We start from the raw sequence: 20,009 nt of genomic DNA, 5'->3' as shown, positions 1-20,009 counted from the left end.
GAGAGCTTCCCTATCACTGGCCGCTTTCCGCGGCCGCTTCGTCGGCGGGGGCTTGCCCGGCCGAATGGCTGCGCGCGGCTTCCACGAATTTCTGGAACAGGGGATGACCATCCCGCGGCGTGGAGGTGAATTCCGGATGGAACTGCACACCCAGGAACCAGGGATGATCGGGCAACTCGACAATCTCGACCAGGTCATCCACCGACATGGCGGAGAAGACCAGACCGGCCTTCTTCAACTGTTCGAGATAATTGTTGTTGAACTCGAAACGGTGGCGATGGCGCTCGTGAATCTCATCCTGGCCATAAACCTGATGCGCCAGCGTGCCGGGCTTGATGTAGGAACTCTGGGAGCCCAGGCGCATGGTGCCGCCCAGATCGGATTCTTCAGTGCGTTCCTTGGTGGTCCCCTCACGGTCCAGCCACTCGGTAATCAGGCCCACCACCGGATGTTCATTGTGAGGGGCGAACTCGGTGCTGTGCGCGCCCTCGAGACCGGCCACATGACGGGCAAAGTCAATCACCGCCACCTGCATGCCGAGACAGATCCCCAGGTAGGGAATGCCCTGTTCACGGGCATATCGAGCAGCGGCAATCTTGCCTTCAATACCACGCTCCCCAAAGCCACCGGGGACCAGAATGGCATCCATGTCGGCCAGAATCTCGGCACCATCATGGGTAATCTGCTCGGAATCGAAATAGTGGATGTTCACCTTGGTGCGGGTGTGGATACCGGCATGCTTCAGGGCTTCATTCAGGGAAATGTAGGCATCCGCCAGTTCCACATACTTGCCCACCATGGCGATATCGACCGCCATCTCCGGATTGCGCAGGGCGGTCACCACGTCTTCCCATTCATGCAGGTCCGCGGCGGGGGCGTCGATGCCGAATTTTTCCGTGACCAGTTCATCCAGTTGCTGATCCCGCAGGTGCATGGGAATCTCGTAGATGTCACTGGCATCGGCGGCCGAGATCACCGCCCGTTCCTCCACGTTGGTGAACAGGGCGATCTTGCGCCGGGCATCCGCCGGCAGGGGATTCTCCGCCCGGCACAGCAGAATATCGGGCTGGATACCGATGGAGCGCAGTTCCTTCACCGAGTGCTGCGTGGGCTTGGTCTTGATCTCGCCGGAAGTGGCAATGAACGGCACCAGGGTCAGGTGCATGTAGAGGGTCCGCTTGCGGCCCAGCTCCACACTCAGTTGCCGGATGGCCTCCAGGAAGGGCAGGGATTCAATATCGCCCACGGTGCCGCCGATCTCCACCAGGCAGATATCGGCATCGCCCGCCGCCTGCAGCACCGAGCGCTTGATCTCGTCGGTGATATGGGGAATCACCTGCACCGTACCGCCCAGGTAATCGCCACGCCGCTCCTTGCGGATGACGCTTTCATAGATGCGGCCGGTGGTGAAGTTGCTCTTGCGGCTGGTGGTGGTACGCACAAAGCGCTCGTAGTGGCCCAGGTCCAGGTCGGTTTCGGCACCGTCCTCGGTGACAAAGACCTCACCGTGCTGGAAGGGGCTCATGGTGCCGGGATCCACATTGATGTAGGGATCCAGCTTGACCATGGAAATCCGGAGTCCGCGGGATTCCAGAATGGCACCAAGGGAAGCCGCGGCGATGCCTTTCCCCAAAGAGGAAACCACGCCGCCAGTAACGAAAATGAAATGGGTCATGAATGGGGGTCCCGATTGCCTGGAGGTGCCCGCCATGACGGGCCAGAATCGGGACGCAAACTTACCAGATCAGGCGCCTTTGCTCAATCCGGACCAGCACTTTCAGTCTTTCTCCAGCCAGCGCAGATGGCCCGTCCTGGCCCCATTTTGCCCCCGTTCTTCAGCGATATAGGCAGGATCAAGGACACTCTCGCCGGCGGCAAATAATCTTTCCCCATCCAGCAAAAGAGGCAGGCGATCCCGCTTTTCGGGAGGAATCTCCGCAAGCCGCATCCACTCCTTCAGCCGGCGGCTGTGGCGACCGTCGTGAAAAAGCTCGCCGCCCTGGCGATAACGGACCGTCACGCAGTCCGGAAGCCGAACGGTCCGCCCCGCCCCGTCGGGCCGCAATTGCAGGCGGCCATTGCCGGGCAACACCAGCGCCCTGGCCGGCGCCTGCCAGTGAAAAGGCCCCGGTTCCGGCTCCGGCTGGTCCCGGGGAATCCAATAAAGCCGGTCCCCGTGGCGCCGGACCAGACGCGTGCCCACGGCCAGCACCGGAGCGGCGTCCGGGCGGGCGTCGATCACCTCCGCCTGGAGCCGGTCCAGCCATTCCATTCCCGGGCCACGCCCCTGCTCATCGGTGAGCCAGTAACGGAGCAGATTGCGGCGGCGGGCGGGCGAAAGCTCACCCAGGGCCTGAAGACTGATCCACTCTCCTTCGCCGACCCTCGCCAGATCGGCCTCGCCCAGTTCACGCAGCACGGCGGCCTCCTCGGCCAGGTGCCGGGCGGCCCGGGCCGCCTGCCGACCGGCCTGCGGCCAGCGCGCCTGCAACAACGGCAGGACCTTGTGCCGCAGAAAATTGCGATCATGACGCAGTTCACGGTTGGAGGGGTCTTCGACCCAGCGCAGGGCATGGTCCTCGGCATAGGCCTGGATCTCGGCCTCGTCCACCATCAACAGGGGCCGCAGGATGTGGCCGGGCCCCAGTGGGCGCTGCAGCCGAATACCGGACAGCCCCAAGCTGCCGCTGCCGCGCAGCAGCCGCTGGAGCAACGTCTCGAGCTGGTCGCCCGCGTGATGGGCGGTGAGCAGCCAGTCACCGGGCCGCAGTTGCTCGGCAAGCACCCGATACCGGGCATGACGGGCGGCCGCCTCGAGGCTTTCCCCCGGCGGCAGGGGCACGTTCACTTTCAGGACCCGGCAGGGAACACCCAGGCCCTCGGCAAACTCCCGGCAGTGTTCGGCCCAGACCGTCGCGCGCTCGTGCAGACCATGGTCCACGTGCAGGGCCCGGCATTCCCGCCCCGGACAGACCCGGCTGACAGCATGCAACAGCACACTGGAATCCCGCCCCCCGGAAAAGGCGACAAGCAGGCGGCCTTTGGGCGCATGCTCGCCGACCAGCCGAGGGATCGTCTGCTCAATCTCGCTCATTACCAGGCACCGCTCCGGGAACATTGAACCCGCATATCCCATTAGGATACCTGAGGTGGGCTACTTTCCGGTCCAGAACTGGAAAATGACGCTATCGGAGATGACCGTCCGTTTCCCAGGACGGTAAGCGGTCACTCCACCCCGTTATTGACAGAAGGCGTCGAGCAAGGACGGCAGGGGTTGGTCGGCGAAGTGCTCTTTCCAGAGCCGGGGCGTGAGTTGGGCGACATCCGAGGCGGGGTGAATGGACACACGCTGGAGCACATCCAGCAGGTAGGTATAGGGGGTGATGCCGTCTAGCCGGCAGGTGGTCAACAGACTCTGGATGATGCCGAGCTTGCGGGCACCGACCTCCGTCCAGCAAAAGAGCCAGTTCTTGCGCCCCATGGGAATGACCCGCAGGGCGAAACCCGGCGAAACCAGGACACCCACCTCCCCCCATCCAATTCTTACACACCAATTCTGAAATTTCCTACAGAATCCCCCTGCCGCTGGTCTGAGAATAATGCCAAGCGTCAACGAGGGAATGCTGATGCCAATCGCCAGGGCGAAACCAGGACACCCACCTCCCTCCATCGAATTCTTACACACGGCGAAACCAGGATATATATGGACGCCTCCGTCCACTTGGATCCTGAGCATTTCCAGGGGCCAGAGACTGCACTATGTTGACTCAGCCAGTCGTGGGCAACGCGACCGGTAGAGGGGCCTGCCTTGGGTGGGGGTCACCGGGGCTGTGCTAGGGGATAGTTTGGTTTGGTTTTATGGCTTGATGCTAACTAGAGGCTGCAATCGCGGCTGAAGCCGCTCCCACGGTGCCTGTAATATGCGCTAAATCGAAGGCAGTCTGCCCATCATTTGAATTTGCTATCAGCGAGCACGGCCCAGGTGACTACCACCAAAGGTAGGCCTTGGAGCCGACAGGGCTTTCCAAGGCTGTGTGAGCCAGGATGGCGAACCCAGAGCCCCCAGGGATGGTTTCACGGCGTCCTTGGAAAGCCCTGTCGGCTCCAAGGCCGGAATACGCCCATCACCGTCACCGAAGGGGACTAACCCAATCGAAGGCAAAACCGAGAGGATTAAGCCGAGCTCCGCCCCTATTCCTTGTATCGACCGAAACCCATCAGCCGCTTGTAACGGCGCTCAAGGAGTTCGTCCATGGGGATCTGGTCCAGTTTCTGATAGGCGTCAAGGAGGGCCTTTTTGAGGATACCGCCCATGGCGTCCCAGTCACGGTGGGCGCCGCCCAGGGGTTCTTCGATGATGTTATCGATCAGCTCCAGCTCACGAATTCGATCGGCGGTAATGCCCATGGCCTCGGCCGCGTCGGAGGCCCGCTCCGCGCTGCGCCAGAGAATGGAAGCACAGCCCTCGGGGGAGATGACTGAATAAATGCTGTGCTGCAACATGCTGACCCGATCACCCACGCCGATGCCAAGCGCCCCGCCGGAACCCCCTTCACCGATCACGGTGCAGATAATCGGCGTGCGCAGCCGGGACATTTCGAACAGATTGCGGGCGATGGCCTCGCTCTGGCCGCGCTCCTCGGCGCCAATGCCGGGATAGGCGCCGGGGGTGTCAATCAGGGTGATCACCGGCAGATGGAAACGCTCGGCCATCTTCATCAGACGCAAGGCCTTGCGATAACCCTCAGGCCGGGGCATGCCAAAATTGCGATAGACCTTCTCCTTGGTGTCCCGCCCCTTTTGCTGACCGATCACCATCACCGGCTGGCCTTCCAGGCGCGCCAGGCCACCGACGATCGCCGGGTCATCGGCATAGGCGCGATCACCATGGAGCTCCTCGAAATCGGTGAACACGCGCTCGATGTAGTCGATGGTATAGGGGCGCTGGGGATGGCGGGCGACCTGGGCCACCTGCCAGGCGTTCAGCGAGGAGTAAATGGATTCGGTCAGCGCCTGGCTCTTGTTCTTCAGGCGCGTGATCTCCTCGTTGATGTTGATGGCGGAGTCATCACCCACGTAGCGCAGCTCCTCGATTTTCGCTTCCAGCTCGGCGATGGGCTGTTCGAATTCGAGAAAATTCAGGTTCATCGCTTATCCTCAAGTCTAGCTGCTTTGTGGGTTTTCGCACGGAAGCCGTTGATTGTATGACGGAGAGCCAAAAAAGGCCATGATCGTGGCTCAAGCGGTCTGGCTCAGTTCCCCGGCCCCGCTGTCTGCAGGGCGGCGGTAGATGCGCCGCAGGCCCTCCTCGCCCACCAATTTTTCCAACTGCCGAATGAGGGCACTGGTGGGCCGGACCTTCCATTCATCCCCCAGGGGGATCTTGGCCTCGGCGATGCCGTTGATGTAATGCACGGTGACCCGGCAGCCCCCTTCCCGATGGGGCTCCAGGATTTCCCGAAGGCGGGCCGCGAAGCGCCGGTCCAGCGCTTCGCCCGCCTGCCAGCGCAATACCAGCCCCCGCAGCGCCGCTTCCCGGGCTTCGTCGATGTCGATGACCTCGCGCACATTGATGCGCCAGCCATTGATGAACTCGTCAAAGCCCAGCCGCCCCTGAATGACCAGGACCGCGTCCTTGGACAGCAGGTGCCGAAAACGATTGAAGGCGTCCTCGAACAGGGTCGCCTCGATGCGGCCGGTGCGGTCGTCCAGGGTCAACGAGACCCGGCCGCCCCGCTTTTTCATCTCCACCGCCAGCCCGGCCACGGTCACGAAGCGCTGGCGGCGGCGGCCGTAGCCACTGTCGGTGTCAGGCTCGGCCTCGATCAGCTTGCCGATGCGGGCAGTGACAATCTGTTCCAGCTCTTCCTCGAACTGACGGATAGGGTGGCCGGTGAGGTAAAGGCCCAGGGTTTCCTTCTCCGCCGCGAGCCGGTCCGGTTCTTCCCATTCGGGGATTTCCGCGATGGCCGTGCTTTCCGGGGCCGACTCGGGGGCAGGCTCCGAGAGGCCAAACATGTCGTTCTGCCCCGCCTCGCGGGCCCGGCGGTCCTGTTCCGCCCGATGCAGGCATTCCGGCAGCGCCGCCATCAGGCTGGCGCGGTTGGGGCCAAGGCTGTCCATGGCGCCAGCGCGAATGAGGGCTTCGAGCACGCGCCGGTTGACCTTCTGCAGGTCCACCCGGCGACAAAGGTCCTGCAGATCCCGGAAGGGCCCCTTGTCCCGGCGTTCAGCCAGCACCACATCGATCGCCGAGCGACCCACGCCCTTGACTGCACCCAGGCCGTACTGTATCTCGCCGGCCTCATTGACGGTGAAGGCATTGTCGGATGCGTTCACATCCGGGGGATGGACCGTCAGGTCCATGTTGCGACATTCGTCGATCAGGACCACCACCTTGTCGGTGTGGTCCATATCGGCCGACAGCGTCGCGGCCATGAAGGCGGCCGGGTAATGGGCCTTGAGCCAGGCGGTCTGGTAGGACAGCAGGGCATAGGCGGCGGAATGGGATTTGTTGAAGCCGTAGCCGGCAAACTTCTCCACCAGGTCGAAGATATATTCCGCGGTCTTGGGCTCCACGCCCCGCTCGGCGGCGCCATCCACGAAGACCTTGCGCTGGCGGGCCATCTCCTCGACTTTCTTCTTGCCCATGGCGCGGCGCAGGAGGTCCGCGCCGCCCAGGGTGTAGCCGGACAGCACCTGGGCAATCTGCATCACCTGCTCCTGATACAGGATGACGCCGTAGGTGGGCTCGAGGATGGGCTCCAGGTCCGGATGGGGATAGGTGACTTCCGCCCGGCCATGCTTACGGTTGATGAAATCATCCACCATGCCGGACTGCAGGGGGCCGGGGCGGAACAGGGCCACCAGGGCGATGATGTCTTCGAAATTGTCCGGCTGCAGGCGCCGGATCAGGTCCTTCATGCCGCGACTTTCCAACTGGAACACCGCGGTGGTCCCGCAGGCCTTGAGCAGATCGAAGGTGGGCCGGTCATCCATGGGCAGGGCGGCAACATCCAGGGGCGCCTCCCCTTTCCGCTTGCGCTGCTCATCGGCGATCTGCACCGCCCGATCGATGATGGTCAGGGTGCGAAGCCCGAGAAAGTCGAATTTCACCAGGCCGGCGGATTCCACATCGTCCTTGTCCAACTGGGTCACCGGGTTGCCACCGCCCGGTTCCACATAAAGCGGGGTGTAATCGGTCAGCACGGAAGGCGCGATGACCACGCCCCCGGCATGCTTGCCCGCATTTCGGGCCATGCCTTCCAGGGACAGGGCCCGGTCGATGAGATTGCGGACCTCTTCGTCTTCCTCGTAGTTCTGGCGCAGCTCTTCCTCTTCCTCCAGCGCCCGTTCCAGGGTCATGCCCACTTCGAAGGGGATCAGCTTGGCGATCCGGTCCACATAGCTGTAGCCATGGCCGAAAACACGGCCCACGTCCCTGACCACCGCGCGCGCGGCCATGCTGCCGTAGGTGATGATCTGGGAGACCTTCTCGCGCCCGTACTTGTCCGCCACATACTCGATGACCCGATCGCGACCTTCCATGCAAAAGTCCACATCGAAGTCGGGCATGGAGACACGCTCGGGATTGAGGAAGCGCTCGAACAGCAGATCGAATTCAAGCGGGTCCAGGTCGGTGATCTTGAGCGCGTATGCCACCAGGGACCCCGCCCCGGAACCACGCCCCGGCCCCACCGGCACATCGTTGTCCTTGGCCCATTGGATGAAATCGGCCACCACCAGAAAGTAGCCGGGAAAATCCATGGAATTGATGACCTCGAGCTCCCGGTCGAGGCGTTCGTAGTAGGGCCGGATCTTGGCTTCCAGGTCTTCGGTGCCCGGGGGAAAGATCTGTTTGAGCCGTTCTTCCAGGCCACGGACCGATTCCTCGCGCAGATAGCTTTCCGCGGTATGACCTTCCGGGATGGGAAAGTCGGGCAGGTCGTTCTTGCCCAGTTCGATTTCCACGGTGCAGCGGCGGGCAATCTCGACGCTGTTCTCCAGGGCCTCGGGGATGTCCGCGAACAGCTCGGCCATCTCCTCGGGACTGCGCAGGTACTGTTGGCGGGAATAGCGGCGGGGCCGCCGGGGGTCATCCAGGGTGCGGCCTTCCTGGATGCAGACCCGAGCCTCATGGGCCTCGAAATCCGACTCGTTCAGGAAACGCACATCGTTGGTGGCCACCACGGGGGTGCCGGTATTGGCCGCCAGCTCCACCGCGGCGTGGAGATAGTCTTCCTCCCCTTCCCGGCCGGTGCGCACCAGCTCCAGGTAATAGCTGTCCGGGAAACGCTCCCGCCACCAGTCCAGGATTTCCATGGCCTGTGGAGTCCGCCCCGATAACAGGGCGCGACCCAGATCCCCCTCACGGGCGCCCGAGAGCGCGATCAGACCATCGCAGCTCTCCCGGTCCAGCCACCCCCGATGGACCAGGGGCTTGCCCCGATGCTGGCCCTCCACATAGGCACGGGTAATCAGACGGGTCAGATTGCCGTAGCCCTTGTGATTCCGACACAGCAGGGTAATCCGGCTGGGCTGGTCCCGGTCGCCCGGCTCGTCGAGCCACAGATCCGCCCCCAGAATGGGCTTGATCCCGGCGGATTCGGCGGCACGGTAAAACTTGACCAGGGCGAAGAGGTTGGACTCGTCGGTCATCGCCACCGCCGGCATCGCCCGCTCGGCCACGGCCGAGGTCAGACCCGCTACCCGGATGACACTGTCCACCAGGGAGTACTCGGTGTGGACCCTGAGATGCACAAAGCTGGCGGTCATTGGGACACCTCTGACAAGGCGCGACGAACGGGCGAAAAACTGCGCCGGTGAATCTCACAGGGCCCGTGTTCGGCCAGGGCCCGGAGGTGGGCCGCGGTGCCATAACCCTTGTGCCCGGCGAAGCCATACTCAGGATAGCGCTGATCGGCTTCCCGCATCCAGCGATCCCGGTCCACCTTGGCAATGATGGAGGCGGCACTGATGGCCGGGTGGCTGCCATCACCACCGACGATGGCTTCCCCCGGCACAGGCAGCCGGGGCAGCTGATTGCCGTCCACCACCGCCGCCGTGGGCAAGGGATCCAGCCGACTCACCGCCTGGGTCATGGCCTCAAGAGACGCGCGACCGATGTTGAGGCGATCCACTTCGGCGGCATCCAGGTAAACGATGGAGACGGCCAGCGCCCTGGCCCGAATCTCCAGGGCCAGGGCCTCACGACGTTTCTCGCTGAGCTTCTTGGAGTCGGCAAGCCCTTCGATGGGATGGTCGGGATCAAGGATCACGGCGGCGGCGACCACCGGACCGGCCAGGGGGCCACGGCCCACTTCGTCCACGCCGGCGATTCGCCCTCGATTGATCAGGTCCAGACCGGCTTGCTTCATGACCGATTCCGCTTGACCAGCTCCAGTACCGCTTTGGCTGCCTGCTCCGGACCCGCACTGCGCAACTCACCGGCCAGTTCGGCGAAACGCCGGGACAGGGCCTCGCGCCGATCGGGATCATCCAGCAACTCCCCCACCGCCGCGGCCAGCCTGGCCGGTCGGGCCCTGGACTGAAGATACTCGGGCATCAGCATTTCCCCGGCGAGGACATTGGGCATGGCCACATGGGGCGTTTTGAGCAGGCGAAAGGTCTTGACCAGGGTGTGGGTCAATGAGCTGACCTTATAGGCCACCACCGTGGGCCTTTCCAGCAACATGGCTTCCATGGTGGCGGTTCCCGAAGCGGCCAGCACCACATCCGCCGCCGCCATGCACTCCCGGGGCTGGGAGCGGACAATCCGCACGGGAAATTCCAGGCGATTCCATTGCGGTAGCGCCGCCAACTGGGCTTCCACCTTGTCCCCGGGAACCGGCATCACGAATTCCAGTTCCGGGCGTTCCGCCTTCAGCTTCATCGCGGTATCGAGAAAAACCGGCCCCAGCCGTGATACCTCACCACTACGGCTGCCCGGCAGCAGCGCCACCACCGGGCCCTTCTCGGGCAGCTTGAGGAATCGGCGCGCCTCGGCCCGATCCGCCCGCCCCGGAATCTCGACGGCCAGGGGGTGACCGGCAAACACCGCTTTGAGATTCTGGCCCCGGTAGCAATCCGGTTCAAAGGGGAAGAGACACAGGAGCAGATCCGCCGCCTGGGCCACTGTCTTGACCCGGCCGGCACGCCAGGCCCAGACGGTGGGGCTAACATAATGGACCGTGGGGATGCCGGCCTTGCGTACCCGCTTCTCCAGGCCCAGATTGAAGTCCGGCGCGTCGATGCCGATTACCACGTCGGGTTCATCTTCAATCAAATAATCCGCCAGCTCACGACGCAGACGAATCAGCCGTGGCAGTTCCTTCACCACCTCGGACAGACCCATGACCGAGAGCTCTTCGATATCGCCGATCTCTCGGCAACCGATCATTCGCATGCGAGGGCCGGCCACGGCCTCGAAGGAGACATCCGGTTCCAGCTTGCGCAGGGCGCGCATCAGGCCAGCGCCCAGTTGGTCGCCGGAGGCTTCTCCAGCAATCAGGGCTACTCTAAGGCTCATTTTCCTACCCCCGGGACTGGAGACAGACAATAGGCGCCCGACATTGAACCGGGCGAATCAGAACGACCCCTGGTCAGCAGGGAAGCATCAATTCAGCGCACGATACTCCGGCTGGTATCGCGAATAAAGTCGACCATCTTGGCCACTTCCGCCGAGCTTTCCGCCAGGGCCTCAAGATTGCCCAGCGCCTCTTCGAGACGAAGACCGGAGCGATACAGCACGCGATAGGCGTGGCGGATTGATTGCAATTGCTCGCGAGTAAAGCCGCGCCGGCGCAGACCGACGGCATTGAGGCCATGGGGGTCCGCCGGCATGCCGGAAACCGTCAGGTACGGCGGCACATCGCGGGTCACACCCGCGTCCATGGCACAGAAGGCATGCTCGCCGACACGGCAGAACTGGTGAATCTTGCTGAAGCCCCCAAGGACGGCATAGTCGCCGATGTGAACATGCCCGGCCAGGGTGGCCGCATTGGCCATGATGGTGTGACTGCCCACCTTGCAGTCATGGGCGATATGGACATAGGCCATGATCCAGTTATCGTCACCAATGGCGGTAACCCAGTCGTCCTTGATGGTCGCCCGGTTGACGGTGCAGCACTCACGGAAAGTGTTGCCATCGCCAATTTCCAGGCGCGTGGGCTCATGGTTGAAGCCCTTGTCCTGGGGTACTTCGCCAATGGAGCAAAACTGGTAGAAATGGTTATCCCGGCCAATGGTGGTTGGCCCCTTGATCACCACATGCGGACCGACCACGGTGCCTTTACCGATCTTCACATCCTTGCCGATGATCGAGAAGGGGCCAATCTCGACCCCTTCATCAATTTCGGCACCCGGATCGATAACCGCCCGTGAATCGATCATTCCTCAATCTCCCGCGCCGCGCACATCACCTCCGCGCTGGCCGCCAGTTCCCCGTCAACCTCGGCACGGCAGTCAAACTTCCACATGCCACGGCTGGTGCGAATAATACTGGCATGAAGCATGAGCTGGTCACCCGGCTCCACCACGCGCTTGAAGCGGGCCTTATCAATCCCGACGAAATAGAACAGCATGTTGTCCGGCGCCTCACCCTGAGTCTCGAAGGCCAACAGGCCCGACGCCTGAGCCAGCGCTTCCAGGATCAACACGCCAGGCATCACCGCCCGCTGCGGAAAATGCCCGGGGAAATAAGGTTCATTGACGGACACATTCTTCACCGCCCGAATGGACTCTCCGGGCACGCACTCAACTACCTTGTCCACGAGCAGGAAAGGATAGCGATGCGGCAGGAGGTGCTTGATTCGATGAACATCCATGGAAATGGGGGCAGTCACGATTTTTCTCCCTTGTCTTTGAGCTCCCGCTCCAATCGGGCGACCCGGCGAGCCAGGTCATCCAGCTTGCGGAAGCGTGCACTGTTCTTGCGCCAACTGGCACCGTCATCCATGGGCAGACTCCCGGAGTAGATGCCGGGCTCACGAATATCCCGGCTCACCAGAGTCATGGCCGTTACGACTGCGCCATCGGTAATCGTCAGATGACCGGCAATTCCGACCCCTCCGGCAATCATGCAGGAGCGGCCAATCTTGCTGCTGCCGGCGATGGCAGTGCAGCCTGCAATGACGGTATTGGCACCAATCTGCACATTGTGGGCGACCTGAACCTGGTTATCCAGCTTGACACCGTCGCCAATGACCGTGTCTTCAATAGCGCCCCGATCCACCGTGGTCGCGGCACCGAGTTCGACCCGGTCACCAATCCGCACGCCGCCAAGCTGGGGGACTTTCACCCAGTCATCGCCATCCGGCGCAAAGCCGAAGCCATCCGCACCGATCACCACACCGGCATGGATCAGGCAATCCCGCCCTATCGTCACGCCCGGCTCGATTACCACCCTAGGGCGCAAACGGCTGCCGGCACCGATCCGGCTGGGCCCGGCGACCACGCAGCCGGGACCGATCTCCACGCCATCGGCCAGCTCAACGCCGGCGCCAACGACGGCACCAGCACCCACATGCACGCCTTCCCCGAGGGTGGCTCCGGGATCGACGCTGGCCGAGGAACTGATTCCCGCCTCGGCCTTGCCCGCCGGATGCAGCAAAGCGGCCGCCCGGGCATAGTCGGCATAGGGGTTGTCACTCAGAAGGGCCGCCACGGGACAATCCGCGGCGTCCCTGGCATGGAGTATGACCGCACCGGCACGAGTGGAGCGCAGATGCTGACGGTAACGGTCGTTGGCGAGAAAGCAAAGCTCGCCCGGCCCGGCGGACTGAATCGTGGCAACCGATTCAATCCGCCGGGCCGGGTCACCTTCAAGCTGAAGGCCGAGCGCCTCGGCCAATTCACCCAGGGTCAAGAGGTACCCCGGATCAGCCGTCGTTCTCGGCCCGGCGGCGCAGCCGTTCAAGCACGGCGTCGGTGATATCAACCTGGCTGGAGGCGTAAAAAACCCCCTCGCCCACCACCAGATCAAGGCCGTTGTCGCGAGCATAGGTCTGAACTTCGCTCATGATCAGACGCTGCAAGCTACCGAGGGCCTCGTTGCGACGGGCATTGAAATCTTCGGCCAGATCGCTCTGCATCCGCTGAAGGGTGCGCTGGATGTCGCGCACTTCGCGCTCGATATCCCGTCGCTCATCTTCACTCATCACATCGGCGTCACGCTCCAGGCGGTTCTGCAGCTCCTGAGCGCGGCTCTGATACTCACGCATCTCGCTTTGCGCAGGCTCGAACTCGCGCTGCAACTGCTGGGACAGGTTCTGGGCCTGGGGCGACTGCTCCATGACCCGGCCCACGTCCACATATCCGACGCTGACATCGGCCAGGGCGACCATGGGAGCCAGGGCCATGGCCAGTACAAAGGTCAAACGCACGGTCATCTTCTTCATCTTCAAAACACTCCCACCAAAATGGTCAATATCCAGCAGTTAGTCGTCCAGTGTACCACTGCGAGGGCCGAGCCCCGAGTGGCTTAAAAGCCCCCGCCCAGATCGATCTGGAAGCGGTCAACGATATTCCGGGCATCGTCCTCGTCGCGGACGTTGATCGGACGGGCCAGACTGAAACGCATCAGGCCCATTGGGGTCAGCCAGGTTGCACCGATACCGGCGGAGAGCCGCAGATCACTGGCGTCCACCGCATCGATGTCGTCCCAGACATAGCCCGCATCATAAAACAGGAAGAAGCGATATTGAGCCTGCTGCCCCGGACTGTCTTCGTCGGCAAAGAAATTGGGCAGGATCAGCTCATTCTGAACGTTGGCCAGTACCGTCCCGCCGTAAGGCCGGCCGCGGGAATCCACCGGGCCCAGTCGGGCCGGCCGGTAGCCACGCACCGAGGTGGGGCCACCCGCAAATACCTGCTTGAAGGGCGGCAACTGGAAGGTGTCATCGCCATAGGGCTCGCCGTAGGCCACTTCAGCGTTGACCCGCAGGGTCCAGTCATCCGCAAGGCGCAAGAAACTGTCCTGACGCAGACGCAACATCCAGTACTCGAGATCCAGCCCCGGCACGGCCACATCCAGGCTGAGGACCCGGCGAATACCCCGGTCGGCGAACAGGGCGCGATTACGGGTATCCCGCACCCAACCCAGGTTCAGCTCGGCCGAATCCATGCGGGAGCCGCTGAAGCCACCCCGCTCGAACTGTTGACCATGAGTCTGAATGAACTCCCGGAACTCATCCGAGGTACCCGAAGATTCCACAAACTCACTGCGGCGAACACTGAAGCCATAACGAATGGAATCAAACTCGGAAATCGGCAGCCCATAACGCAGGTTCATCCCCGTACTGGTGGTGGACACCGGAGACTGCCCCTGAGCGAACAGAGACTGACTGGAATAGAAGCCGCCAATGGTCCGCGAGACACCATCCTGGCTGGCGTAGGGATCCGTGTGGCTCAGGTTGAGAAATTCACCCAGCTGGTTGGATTGCAGGTCCAGCGTCCCCTGGTGGCCAAGGCCGAAGAGGTTGTTGTTCTGGACCGCCACATTGGCCGACAGACCGGCGAAGCCGCCATAACCCACGCCCACCTGGAATTGGCCAAAGTTTCGTTCCTGAACATTGATTTCCAGGTCTACTTCATCACTGGCATCCGGCGATGGGACTTCCTCGATGTCCACGCGCTCCACGAAGGGAAGGCGTTGCAGACGGACCCGGGAGCGATTCACGTCCACATTGGACAGCGGTGCGCGCTCGAACTGCCGCAGCTCCCGGCGATAGACCTGATCGTCGGTGGACTCGCTGCCCGTGACGCGGATTTCTCGAACGTAAATCCTCTCACCAGGCTCCACGAAGAAGAGCATGGAGACTTCACGCGCATCATCATGCAATTCCGGCACCGGCGTCACTTCGGCATGGGCGTAACCGGCCGCACCGAGACGTTGCTCGATGAACTCGGCACTGCGCTCGGCCCGTGCCAGGTTGAAGGTATCCCCGGCATTGACCTGAATGAAGGGCCGCAGCTGCTCCTCGGGGACCGGGAATTCACCCAGCATCTCAATGTCACGGATGGTGTAGACATCCCCTTCATGGACATTGATGGTGAGAAAAACGTCTTCCCTGTCAGGACCAATGGATACCTGAACGGACTCCACAGCAAAATCGGCATAACCCCGGTCCATGTAGAAAGAGCGCAAGGTTTCCAGGTCACCCCCGACCTTCTCTCGGGAATACTGGTCGCGGGAGGAGAAAATCGTGCGCCAGCCGGAAGGGCGCAGCTCCAGTTGCCGCAACAAGCGGTCATCCTCAAAGGCCTCGTTACCGACGATATTGATCTGTCGGATATTGGCGACCCGTCCTTCCTTGATCTCGATCCTCAGCTCGACCTGATTGGAGCCCAGGTCACGCACCACCGGGGTAATGGATACGCCGTAACGGCCCTGGGCGTAATAGGTCCGATACAGTTCCTGCTCCAGTTGGTCGACCAGCAATTCGTTCAGCACCCGGCCTTCATCAATGCCCTCTTCGCGCATGGCGCGACGCAGCATCTCGGTCTCGATCTGCCGGTTACCGCTGATCTCCAGGCGTGCAATGGTTGGGCGTTCCTCCACCCGAACCACCAGGGTGTTGTCATCCCGTTCCAGAATGACATTATCGAAGAAACCGGTATCGTAGAGTTCCTGAATGGCACCGCGCACGGCCATCCGATCCACCCTGTCACCCACCTCAATGGGCAAATAGGTCAGCACCGTACCCTCGGAAATGCGCTGGAGGCCTTCCAGGCGGATATCCTCAACGACGAAGGGTTCAGCCTGCGAATGCGCCACGGCGGGCAGCATGAGCAGGGCCAGTATCCATCCAAACAGCAATTTTTGACCGGCTTTCAAGATCCTACCTCGTCTTCAGAAACAAAATGACCGCCCGTGGAGTGGTTACCAAACCCACTCCGCCGCACGGACTCAATCCACGAATAGGCGCATCAGGTCGTTATAGAGCGCAAAGGCAATCAGCGCCGCGATCATGGCCAACCCGATCATCTGGCCCGCGGCCAGCATGGATTCGGGGACCGGTCGGCGTGTTGTCGCCTCGATGCCCAGATAGACCAGATGGCCACCGTCGAGGACCGGAATCGGCAATAAATTCACAATCCCGAGACTGATACTGACGATGGCGAGAAAACCCAGGAAAGATACCAGTCCCGAGCTCACAGTGACACCCGCATAATGGGCAATATTGATTGGCCCGCTCAGATTTCGGACCGAAACCTCACCAGTAATCATCCGCGTCAGCATGCGCAGGGTCAGCCGGGTCATTTCGCCGGTATTGACCACACCCATGCCCAGAGCCGTCACCGGCCCGTAGCGCTCCTCGCTGCGCATGCGATCGATCAGGTCCTCGGGGACGTGGGGGGCCGCGCCAATCCTGCCCTCTCGCCCATCGTCGGTTTCCACCTCCGCCGGGACCAGTTCAATGGTCATGCGCCGACCGTCACGTTCCAACTCGACAGCGAGCCGTTCCTCCGGTCGGGCGGTGACAGCCTCGCGGAAAAGCTGCCAGGTTTCAAGCCTTTCCCCATCAACGGTCAGGATTCGGTCGCCCCTTTGCAGCCCCGACCCGGCAGCGGCGCCGTCGTCAGCCAGTTCACCAATAACCGGGGGCAAGGCCTCGAACCAGGGGCGCAGGCCGAGTCCGTCCAGCAAGGCGCCCGGCTCGGTTAGTGCCCGGCGGCGCTCAGGGTCCACCGAAAGGGTCAGATCGTACTCGCTACCGCCCCGAAGCACGGTGAGTTCAATCGGTCGGTCATCCAGGATCCCATCCAGCAGCTCGATACTGGCGGTGCGCCAGGTGGGGGTACGTCGGCCATTGACGGCAACGATCTCGTCGTCGCCGTGGATGCCGGCCTCGGCGGCGGGGGTGTCGTCGGCCACCTGGCCGATCACCGGCTTGAGCCCGGGAATGCCGGCGACAAATATGGCCCAATAGGCAAGAATGGCGAAAAGAAAATTGAAGGCGGGGCCCGCCAGGACAATCACCGCTCGGCGCGAGACAGACTGGCGATTGAAGCTGCGCGCCCGATCGGCCTCGCTGACTTCATCCTCGCGCTCATCCAGCATTTTGACGTAGCCGCCGAGCGGCAGGGCACCGAGCTGATACTCCGTTTGGTCGGCCCCCAGGCGACGCTGGAAGATGGGGCGACCAAAGCCCACCGAGAATCGCAGGACCTTGACCCCGCAAAGGCGGGCGGCGAGATAATGACCGAACTCATGCACGGTCACCAGGATGCCGACGGCGAGAACAAAGCCGGCGATGGCGATCAAGATACTCACGGCCGGCTCTCCACTGCCCCTGGGTCAGCCCCCATCCAGGCACGAACCTCTCCATCCAGGGCCAGAACAGACTCCAGATCCCCGCCGGCCACGCCGGCGAAGGCATCCATGGCCGCCGACACCCGGGCCGGGATGGAGGGGAAATCGCGGCGGCCGGCCAGAAAATCCGCCACGGCCACTTCATTGGCGGCGTTAAGCACCACGGGCATGCCGCCACCGGCACGGGCAGCCGCCTCCGCCAGACCCAGGGCTGGGAAGCGGTTCCGGTCGGGGGCTTCAAAATGCAGGCTGGCCAGTTTCACGGGATCCAGGGCCTCTACACCGGCGTCGATTCGATCCGGCCAGGACAAGCCGCTGGCAATGGGGGTGCGCATGTCCGGCTGGCCGAGCTGGGCGATCACCGAGCCGTCTTCATACTCCACCATGGAATGAATGACGCTCTCCGGATGAATGACCACCCGGATCCGGTCAGGTTCCAACTGAAACAGGCGGCAAGCCTCAATTAATTCCAGGCCCTTGTTCATCATGCTGGCCGAATCCACCGAGATCTTTCGACCCATGCTCCAGTTCGGGTGCTTGCAGGCCTGCTCGGGGGTCGCCGCCCGAATGGCGGCCGCATCCCATTGCCGAAAAGGACCACCGGAGGCGGTCAACATCACCGAGCGCAGGCCCGACACGGCTTCACCGCAGCGGTAACCGCCCGGCATGCATTGAAAAATGGCATTGTGCTCACTGTCGATGGGCAGCAGCTCGGCGCCGGACTGACGAACCGCCGCCATGAGCAGATCACCGCACATCACCAGTGGCTCCTTGTTGGCCACCAGAACCCGCTTGCCGGCGCGTACGGCGGCCAGCGTGGACATGAGGCCAGCGGCGCCGACAATGGCGGCCATGACCGTGTCCACCGAATCCATCGCCGCCACTTCATCCAGGGCGGCAGCACCGGTGGCCACCCGGGTCTCCAGACCGGCGGCTCGAAGCCCCCGTTCCAGTTCAGCCGCACCATCCGATTCCACCAGAACAGCGACCGCCGGCCGATGGGCCAGGCACTGTGCCAGCAATTCCCGGTGATTCCGGTTGGCACTGAGCGCCACCGCCTGAAAATAATCGGGATGACGGGCCAGCACATCCAGGGTGCTGCGCCCTACCGAGCCCGTGGAGCCGAGCACCGCGACCTGTCTCACGCCGGCTCTCCCAGCAGCATCAGGCCCACCAGGAAGATCGGCGCCGCGATCAGCAGACTGTCCACCCGGTCGAGAATGCCGCCATGCCCGGGGAGAATCCAACCGCTGTCCTTGGCGCCCGCCTGGCGCTTGAGCATGGACTCAATCAGATCGCCGGTCACCGACAGACCCGCGGTCAGCAAGGCAAGGAAGACGAAGGGACCCAGCCGCTCGATGTTCAACCACCAGGCAGCGACAACGGCCACCAGGGCCGCCAGCAGGAGGCCGCCGGCCACCCCTTCCCAGGTCTTGCCGGGACTCACTCGCGGCGCCAACTTGTGGCGACCAAAGGCCTTGCCGGCAAAATAGGCCCCCACATCAGCGCCCCAGACCAGGCCGAAGAGTGTCAGCAACAACCAGGCACCGAGCGGCTCGCCATGGAGCAGAAACAGGGCGCTCCAGGCTCCAAGCAGCACGAGCAGGCCGAATAACAGTTTTGACAACGCCGGCGGTCGGCGGGTCGGCAGACACAGCCAGGCCAGGCCCAGCAACCAGACCGGCAGAACTAGCCACACCGCCCACTGGGCCAGACCCTGCCACTGCAACAACAGAGATAGCCCCGCGACCAGCGCCGCATAGGCCACCGCCAGTCCACGCTGTTCCGGAGACGCCAGCGCGGCCCATTCCTCCCCGGCAAGGCCGACGACTGCCGCCAGCACGACCCCGAACCAGAGATTGGGCAGAAAGAAGATGGCTGCAATGGCCAGAGGCCCGACCACCAGGGCGGTTATGATTCGCTGCCTAAGCACTGGCCTCTCCTTCATTGTCGGCCACTCGCCCAAAACGTCGTTCCCGTTCGCCAAAATCCGTGACCGCTTCACGCAGGGCATCGCCACCGAAATCCGGCCACAGGCGCTCGGAGAAATACAGCTCGGTATAGGCCAGGTCCCAGAGGAAGAAATTACTCAGCCGCCGCTCACCGCCGGTGCGGATGAACAGATCGGGCGCCGGCACGTCGGCCAGGGACAAGCCGGCGGCAAAGCCTGACTCATCAATGTCCTCGGGATTCAACTTCCCTGCGGCCACATCCCGAGCCAAGCGCCGACAGGATTCCAGAATATCCCAGCGCCCACCGTAGCCGGCGCAGATATTCAGAGTGAGGCTCTGATTATCCGCTGTCAGCGCCTCGGCTTCGGCCATGCGGGTCTGGAGGTCCTCGGGGAAACGGCGCCGGTCACCAAGAAAGCGGACACGGACACCGTTTTCATGAAGTTTTGGCAGGGCCTGTTTAAGGGCCCGCCGAAACAGATCCATGAGTCGATTGACTTCAGTCGCCGGTCGCGACCAGTTCTCACTACTGAAAGCGAACAGGGACAGCACGGGAACGCCCAGCTCACCGGCGGTGGCAATCACCTCCCGGGCCGCTTCCGCACCGGCCTGATGCCCCTTGTGGCGAGCCTGCCCACGCTCTTTCGCCCACCGCCCATTGCCATCCATGATAATGGCAATATGGCGGGGCAAGACCCCCTTACCGTCTCTGTCACCTTCCACTTCCGACATGAGTCAGCTGG

General features: G+C 62.8%; 15 protein-coding genes and 1 pseudogene. All 16 read right to left on the bottom strand.

The features are described 5' to 3' along the window. Nucleotides 1–13: 13 nt before the first annotated feature. Complete coding sequence (gene pyrG / locus VCB98_RS01055; RefSeq protein ID WP_346049547.1) at nucleotides 14–1,675, bottom strand: CTP synthase; 1,662 nt, start codon at nucleotides 1,673–1,675, stop codon at nucleotides 14–16. Between the two features lie 102 nt (nucleotides 1,676–1,777). Beyond that, nucleotides 1,778–3,094, bottom strand: coding sequence for a tRNA lysidine(34) synthetase TilS (tilS, locus tag VCB98_RS01050; protein WP_346049545.1), 1,317 nt, complete (start codon nucleotides 3,092–3,094; stop codon nucleotides 1,778–1,780). A gap of 144 nt (nucleotides 3,095–3,238) precedes the next feature. Further along, nucleotides 3,239–3,499, bottom strand: a pseudogene (locus VCB98_RS01045) (transposase domain-containing protein); the annotation flags it as partial. A 692-nt stretch (nucleotides 3,500–4,191) separates the two neighbouring features. Next, the gene (locus VCB98_RS01040; protein ID WP_346049543.1) at nucleotides 4,192–5,148 is read right to left on the bottom strand and encodes an acetyl-CoA carboxylase carboxyltransferase subunit alpha; all 957 of its coding nucleotides are present in this window, start codon (nucleotides 5,146–5,148) and stop codon (nucleotides 4,192–4,194) included. Between the two features lie 90 nt (nucleotides 5,149–5,238). Then, a complete protein-coding gene (gene dnaE / locus VCB98_RS01035) occupies nucleotides 5,239–8,775 on the bottom strand; it encodes a DNA polymerase III subunit alpha (RefSeq protein WP_346049541.1) in 3,537 nt (1,178 codons plus the stop codon). After that, nucleotides 8,772–9,377 (bottom strand): ribonuclease HII, encoded by a 606-nt coding sequence (gene rnhB, locus VCB98_RS01030; RefSeq protein ID WP_346049539.1) that lies wholly within the window; start codon nucleotides 9,375–9,377, stop codon nucleotides 8,772–8,774. Before rnhB ends, dnaE begins: the two co-directional genes overlap by 4 nt. Beyond that, on the bottom strand, nucleotides 9,374–10,528 hold the full coding sequence (gene lpxB / locus VCB98_RS01025) for a lipid-A-disaccharide synthase (protein WP_346049538.1): 1,155 nt from the start codon (nucleotides 10,526–10,528) through the stop codon (nucleotides 9,374–9,376). The genes rnhB and lpxB overlap by 4 nt, the downstream gene beginning before the upstream one ends. Before the next feature lie 92 nt (nucleotides 10,529–10,620). Beyond that, on the bottom strand, nucleotides 10,621–11,391 hold the full coding sequence (lpxA, locus tag VCB98_RS01020) for an acyl-ACP--UDP-N-acetylglucosamine O-acyltransferase (RefSeq protein ID WP_346049536.1): 771 nt from the start codon (nucleotides 11,389–11,391) through the stop codon (nucleotides 10,621–10,623). Next, a complete protein-coding gene (gene fabZ, locus VCB98_RS01015; RefSeq protein WP_406671923.1) occupies nucleotides 11,388–11,846 on the bottom strand; it encodes a 3-hydroxyacyl-ACP dehydratase FabZ in 459 nt (152 codons plus the stop codon). The genes lpxA and fabZ overlap by 4 nt, the downstream gene beginning before the upstream one ends. Further along, complete coding sequence (gene lpxD / locus VCB98_RS01010) at nucleotides 11,840–12,865, bottom strand: UDP-3-O-(3-hydroxymyristoyl)glucosamine N-acyltransferase (protein WP_346049534.1); 1,026 nt, start codon at nucleotides 12,863–12,865, stop codon at nucleotides 11,840–11,842. Before lpxD ends, fabZ begins: the two co-directional genes overlap by 7 nt. Before the next feature lie 13 nt (nucleotides 12,866–12,878). Then, a complete protein-coding gene (locus VCB98_RS01005) occupies nucleotides 12,879–13,397 on the bottom strand; it encodes an OmpH/Skp family outer membrane protein (RefSeq protein ID WP_346049532.1) in 519 nt (172 codons plus the stop codon). An 83-nt stretch (nucleotides 13,398–13,480) separates the two neighbouring features. Next, nucleotides 13,481–15,835: an outer membrane protein assembly factor BamA gene (gene bamA, locus VCB98_RS01000; RefSeq protein WP_346049530.1), complete on the bottom strand. Its 2,355-nt coding sequence runs from the start codon at nucleotides 15,833–15,835 to the stop codon at nucleotides 13,481–13,483. 72 nt (nucleotides 15,836–15,907) lie between these two features. After that, entirely contained in the window at nucleotides 15,908–17,275 is a 1,368-nt protein-coding gene (gene rseP / locus VCB98_RS00995; protein ID WP_346049528.1) for an RIP metalloprotease RseP, read from the bottom strand. Beyond that, nucleotides 17,272–18,459 (bottom strand): 1-deoxy-D-xylulose-5-phosphate reductoisomerase, encoded by a 1,188-nt coding sequence (locus VCB98_RS00990; protein ID WP_346049526.1) that lies wholly within the window; start codon nucleotides 18,457–18,459, stop codon nucleotides 17,272–17,274. The genes rseP and VCB98_RS00990 overlap by 4 nt, the downstream gene beginning before the upstream one ends. Beyond that, a complete protein-coding gene (locus tag VCB98_RS00985) occupies nucleotides 18,456–19,247 on the bottom strand; it encodes a phosphatidate cytidylyltransferase (protein WP_346049524.1) in 792 nt (263 codons plus the stop codon). Before VCB98_RS00985 ends, VCB98_RS00990 begins: the two co-directional genes overlap by 4 nt. Then, the gene (gene uppS, locus VCB98_RS00980; RefSeq protein WP_346049522.1) at nucleotides 19,240–19,998 is read right to left on the bottom strand and encodes a polyprenyl diphosphate synthase; all 759 of its coding nucleotides are present in this window, start codon (nucleotides 19,996–19,998) and stop codon (nucleotides 19,240–19,242) included. Before uppS ends, VCB98_RS00985 begins: the two co-directional genes overlap by 8 nt. Nucleotides 19,999–20,009 lie beyond the last annotated feature (11 nt).

It is taken from the genome of Natronospira elongata (assembly GCF_034931365.1).
Lineage (GTDB): Bacteria > Pseudomonadota > Gammaproteobacteria > Natronospirales > Natronospiraceae > Natronospira > Natronospira elongata.
This window is presented reverse-complemented; position numbering and strand designations above follow the sequence as displayed.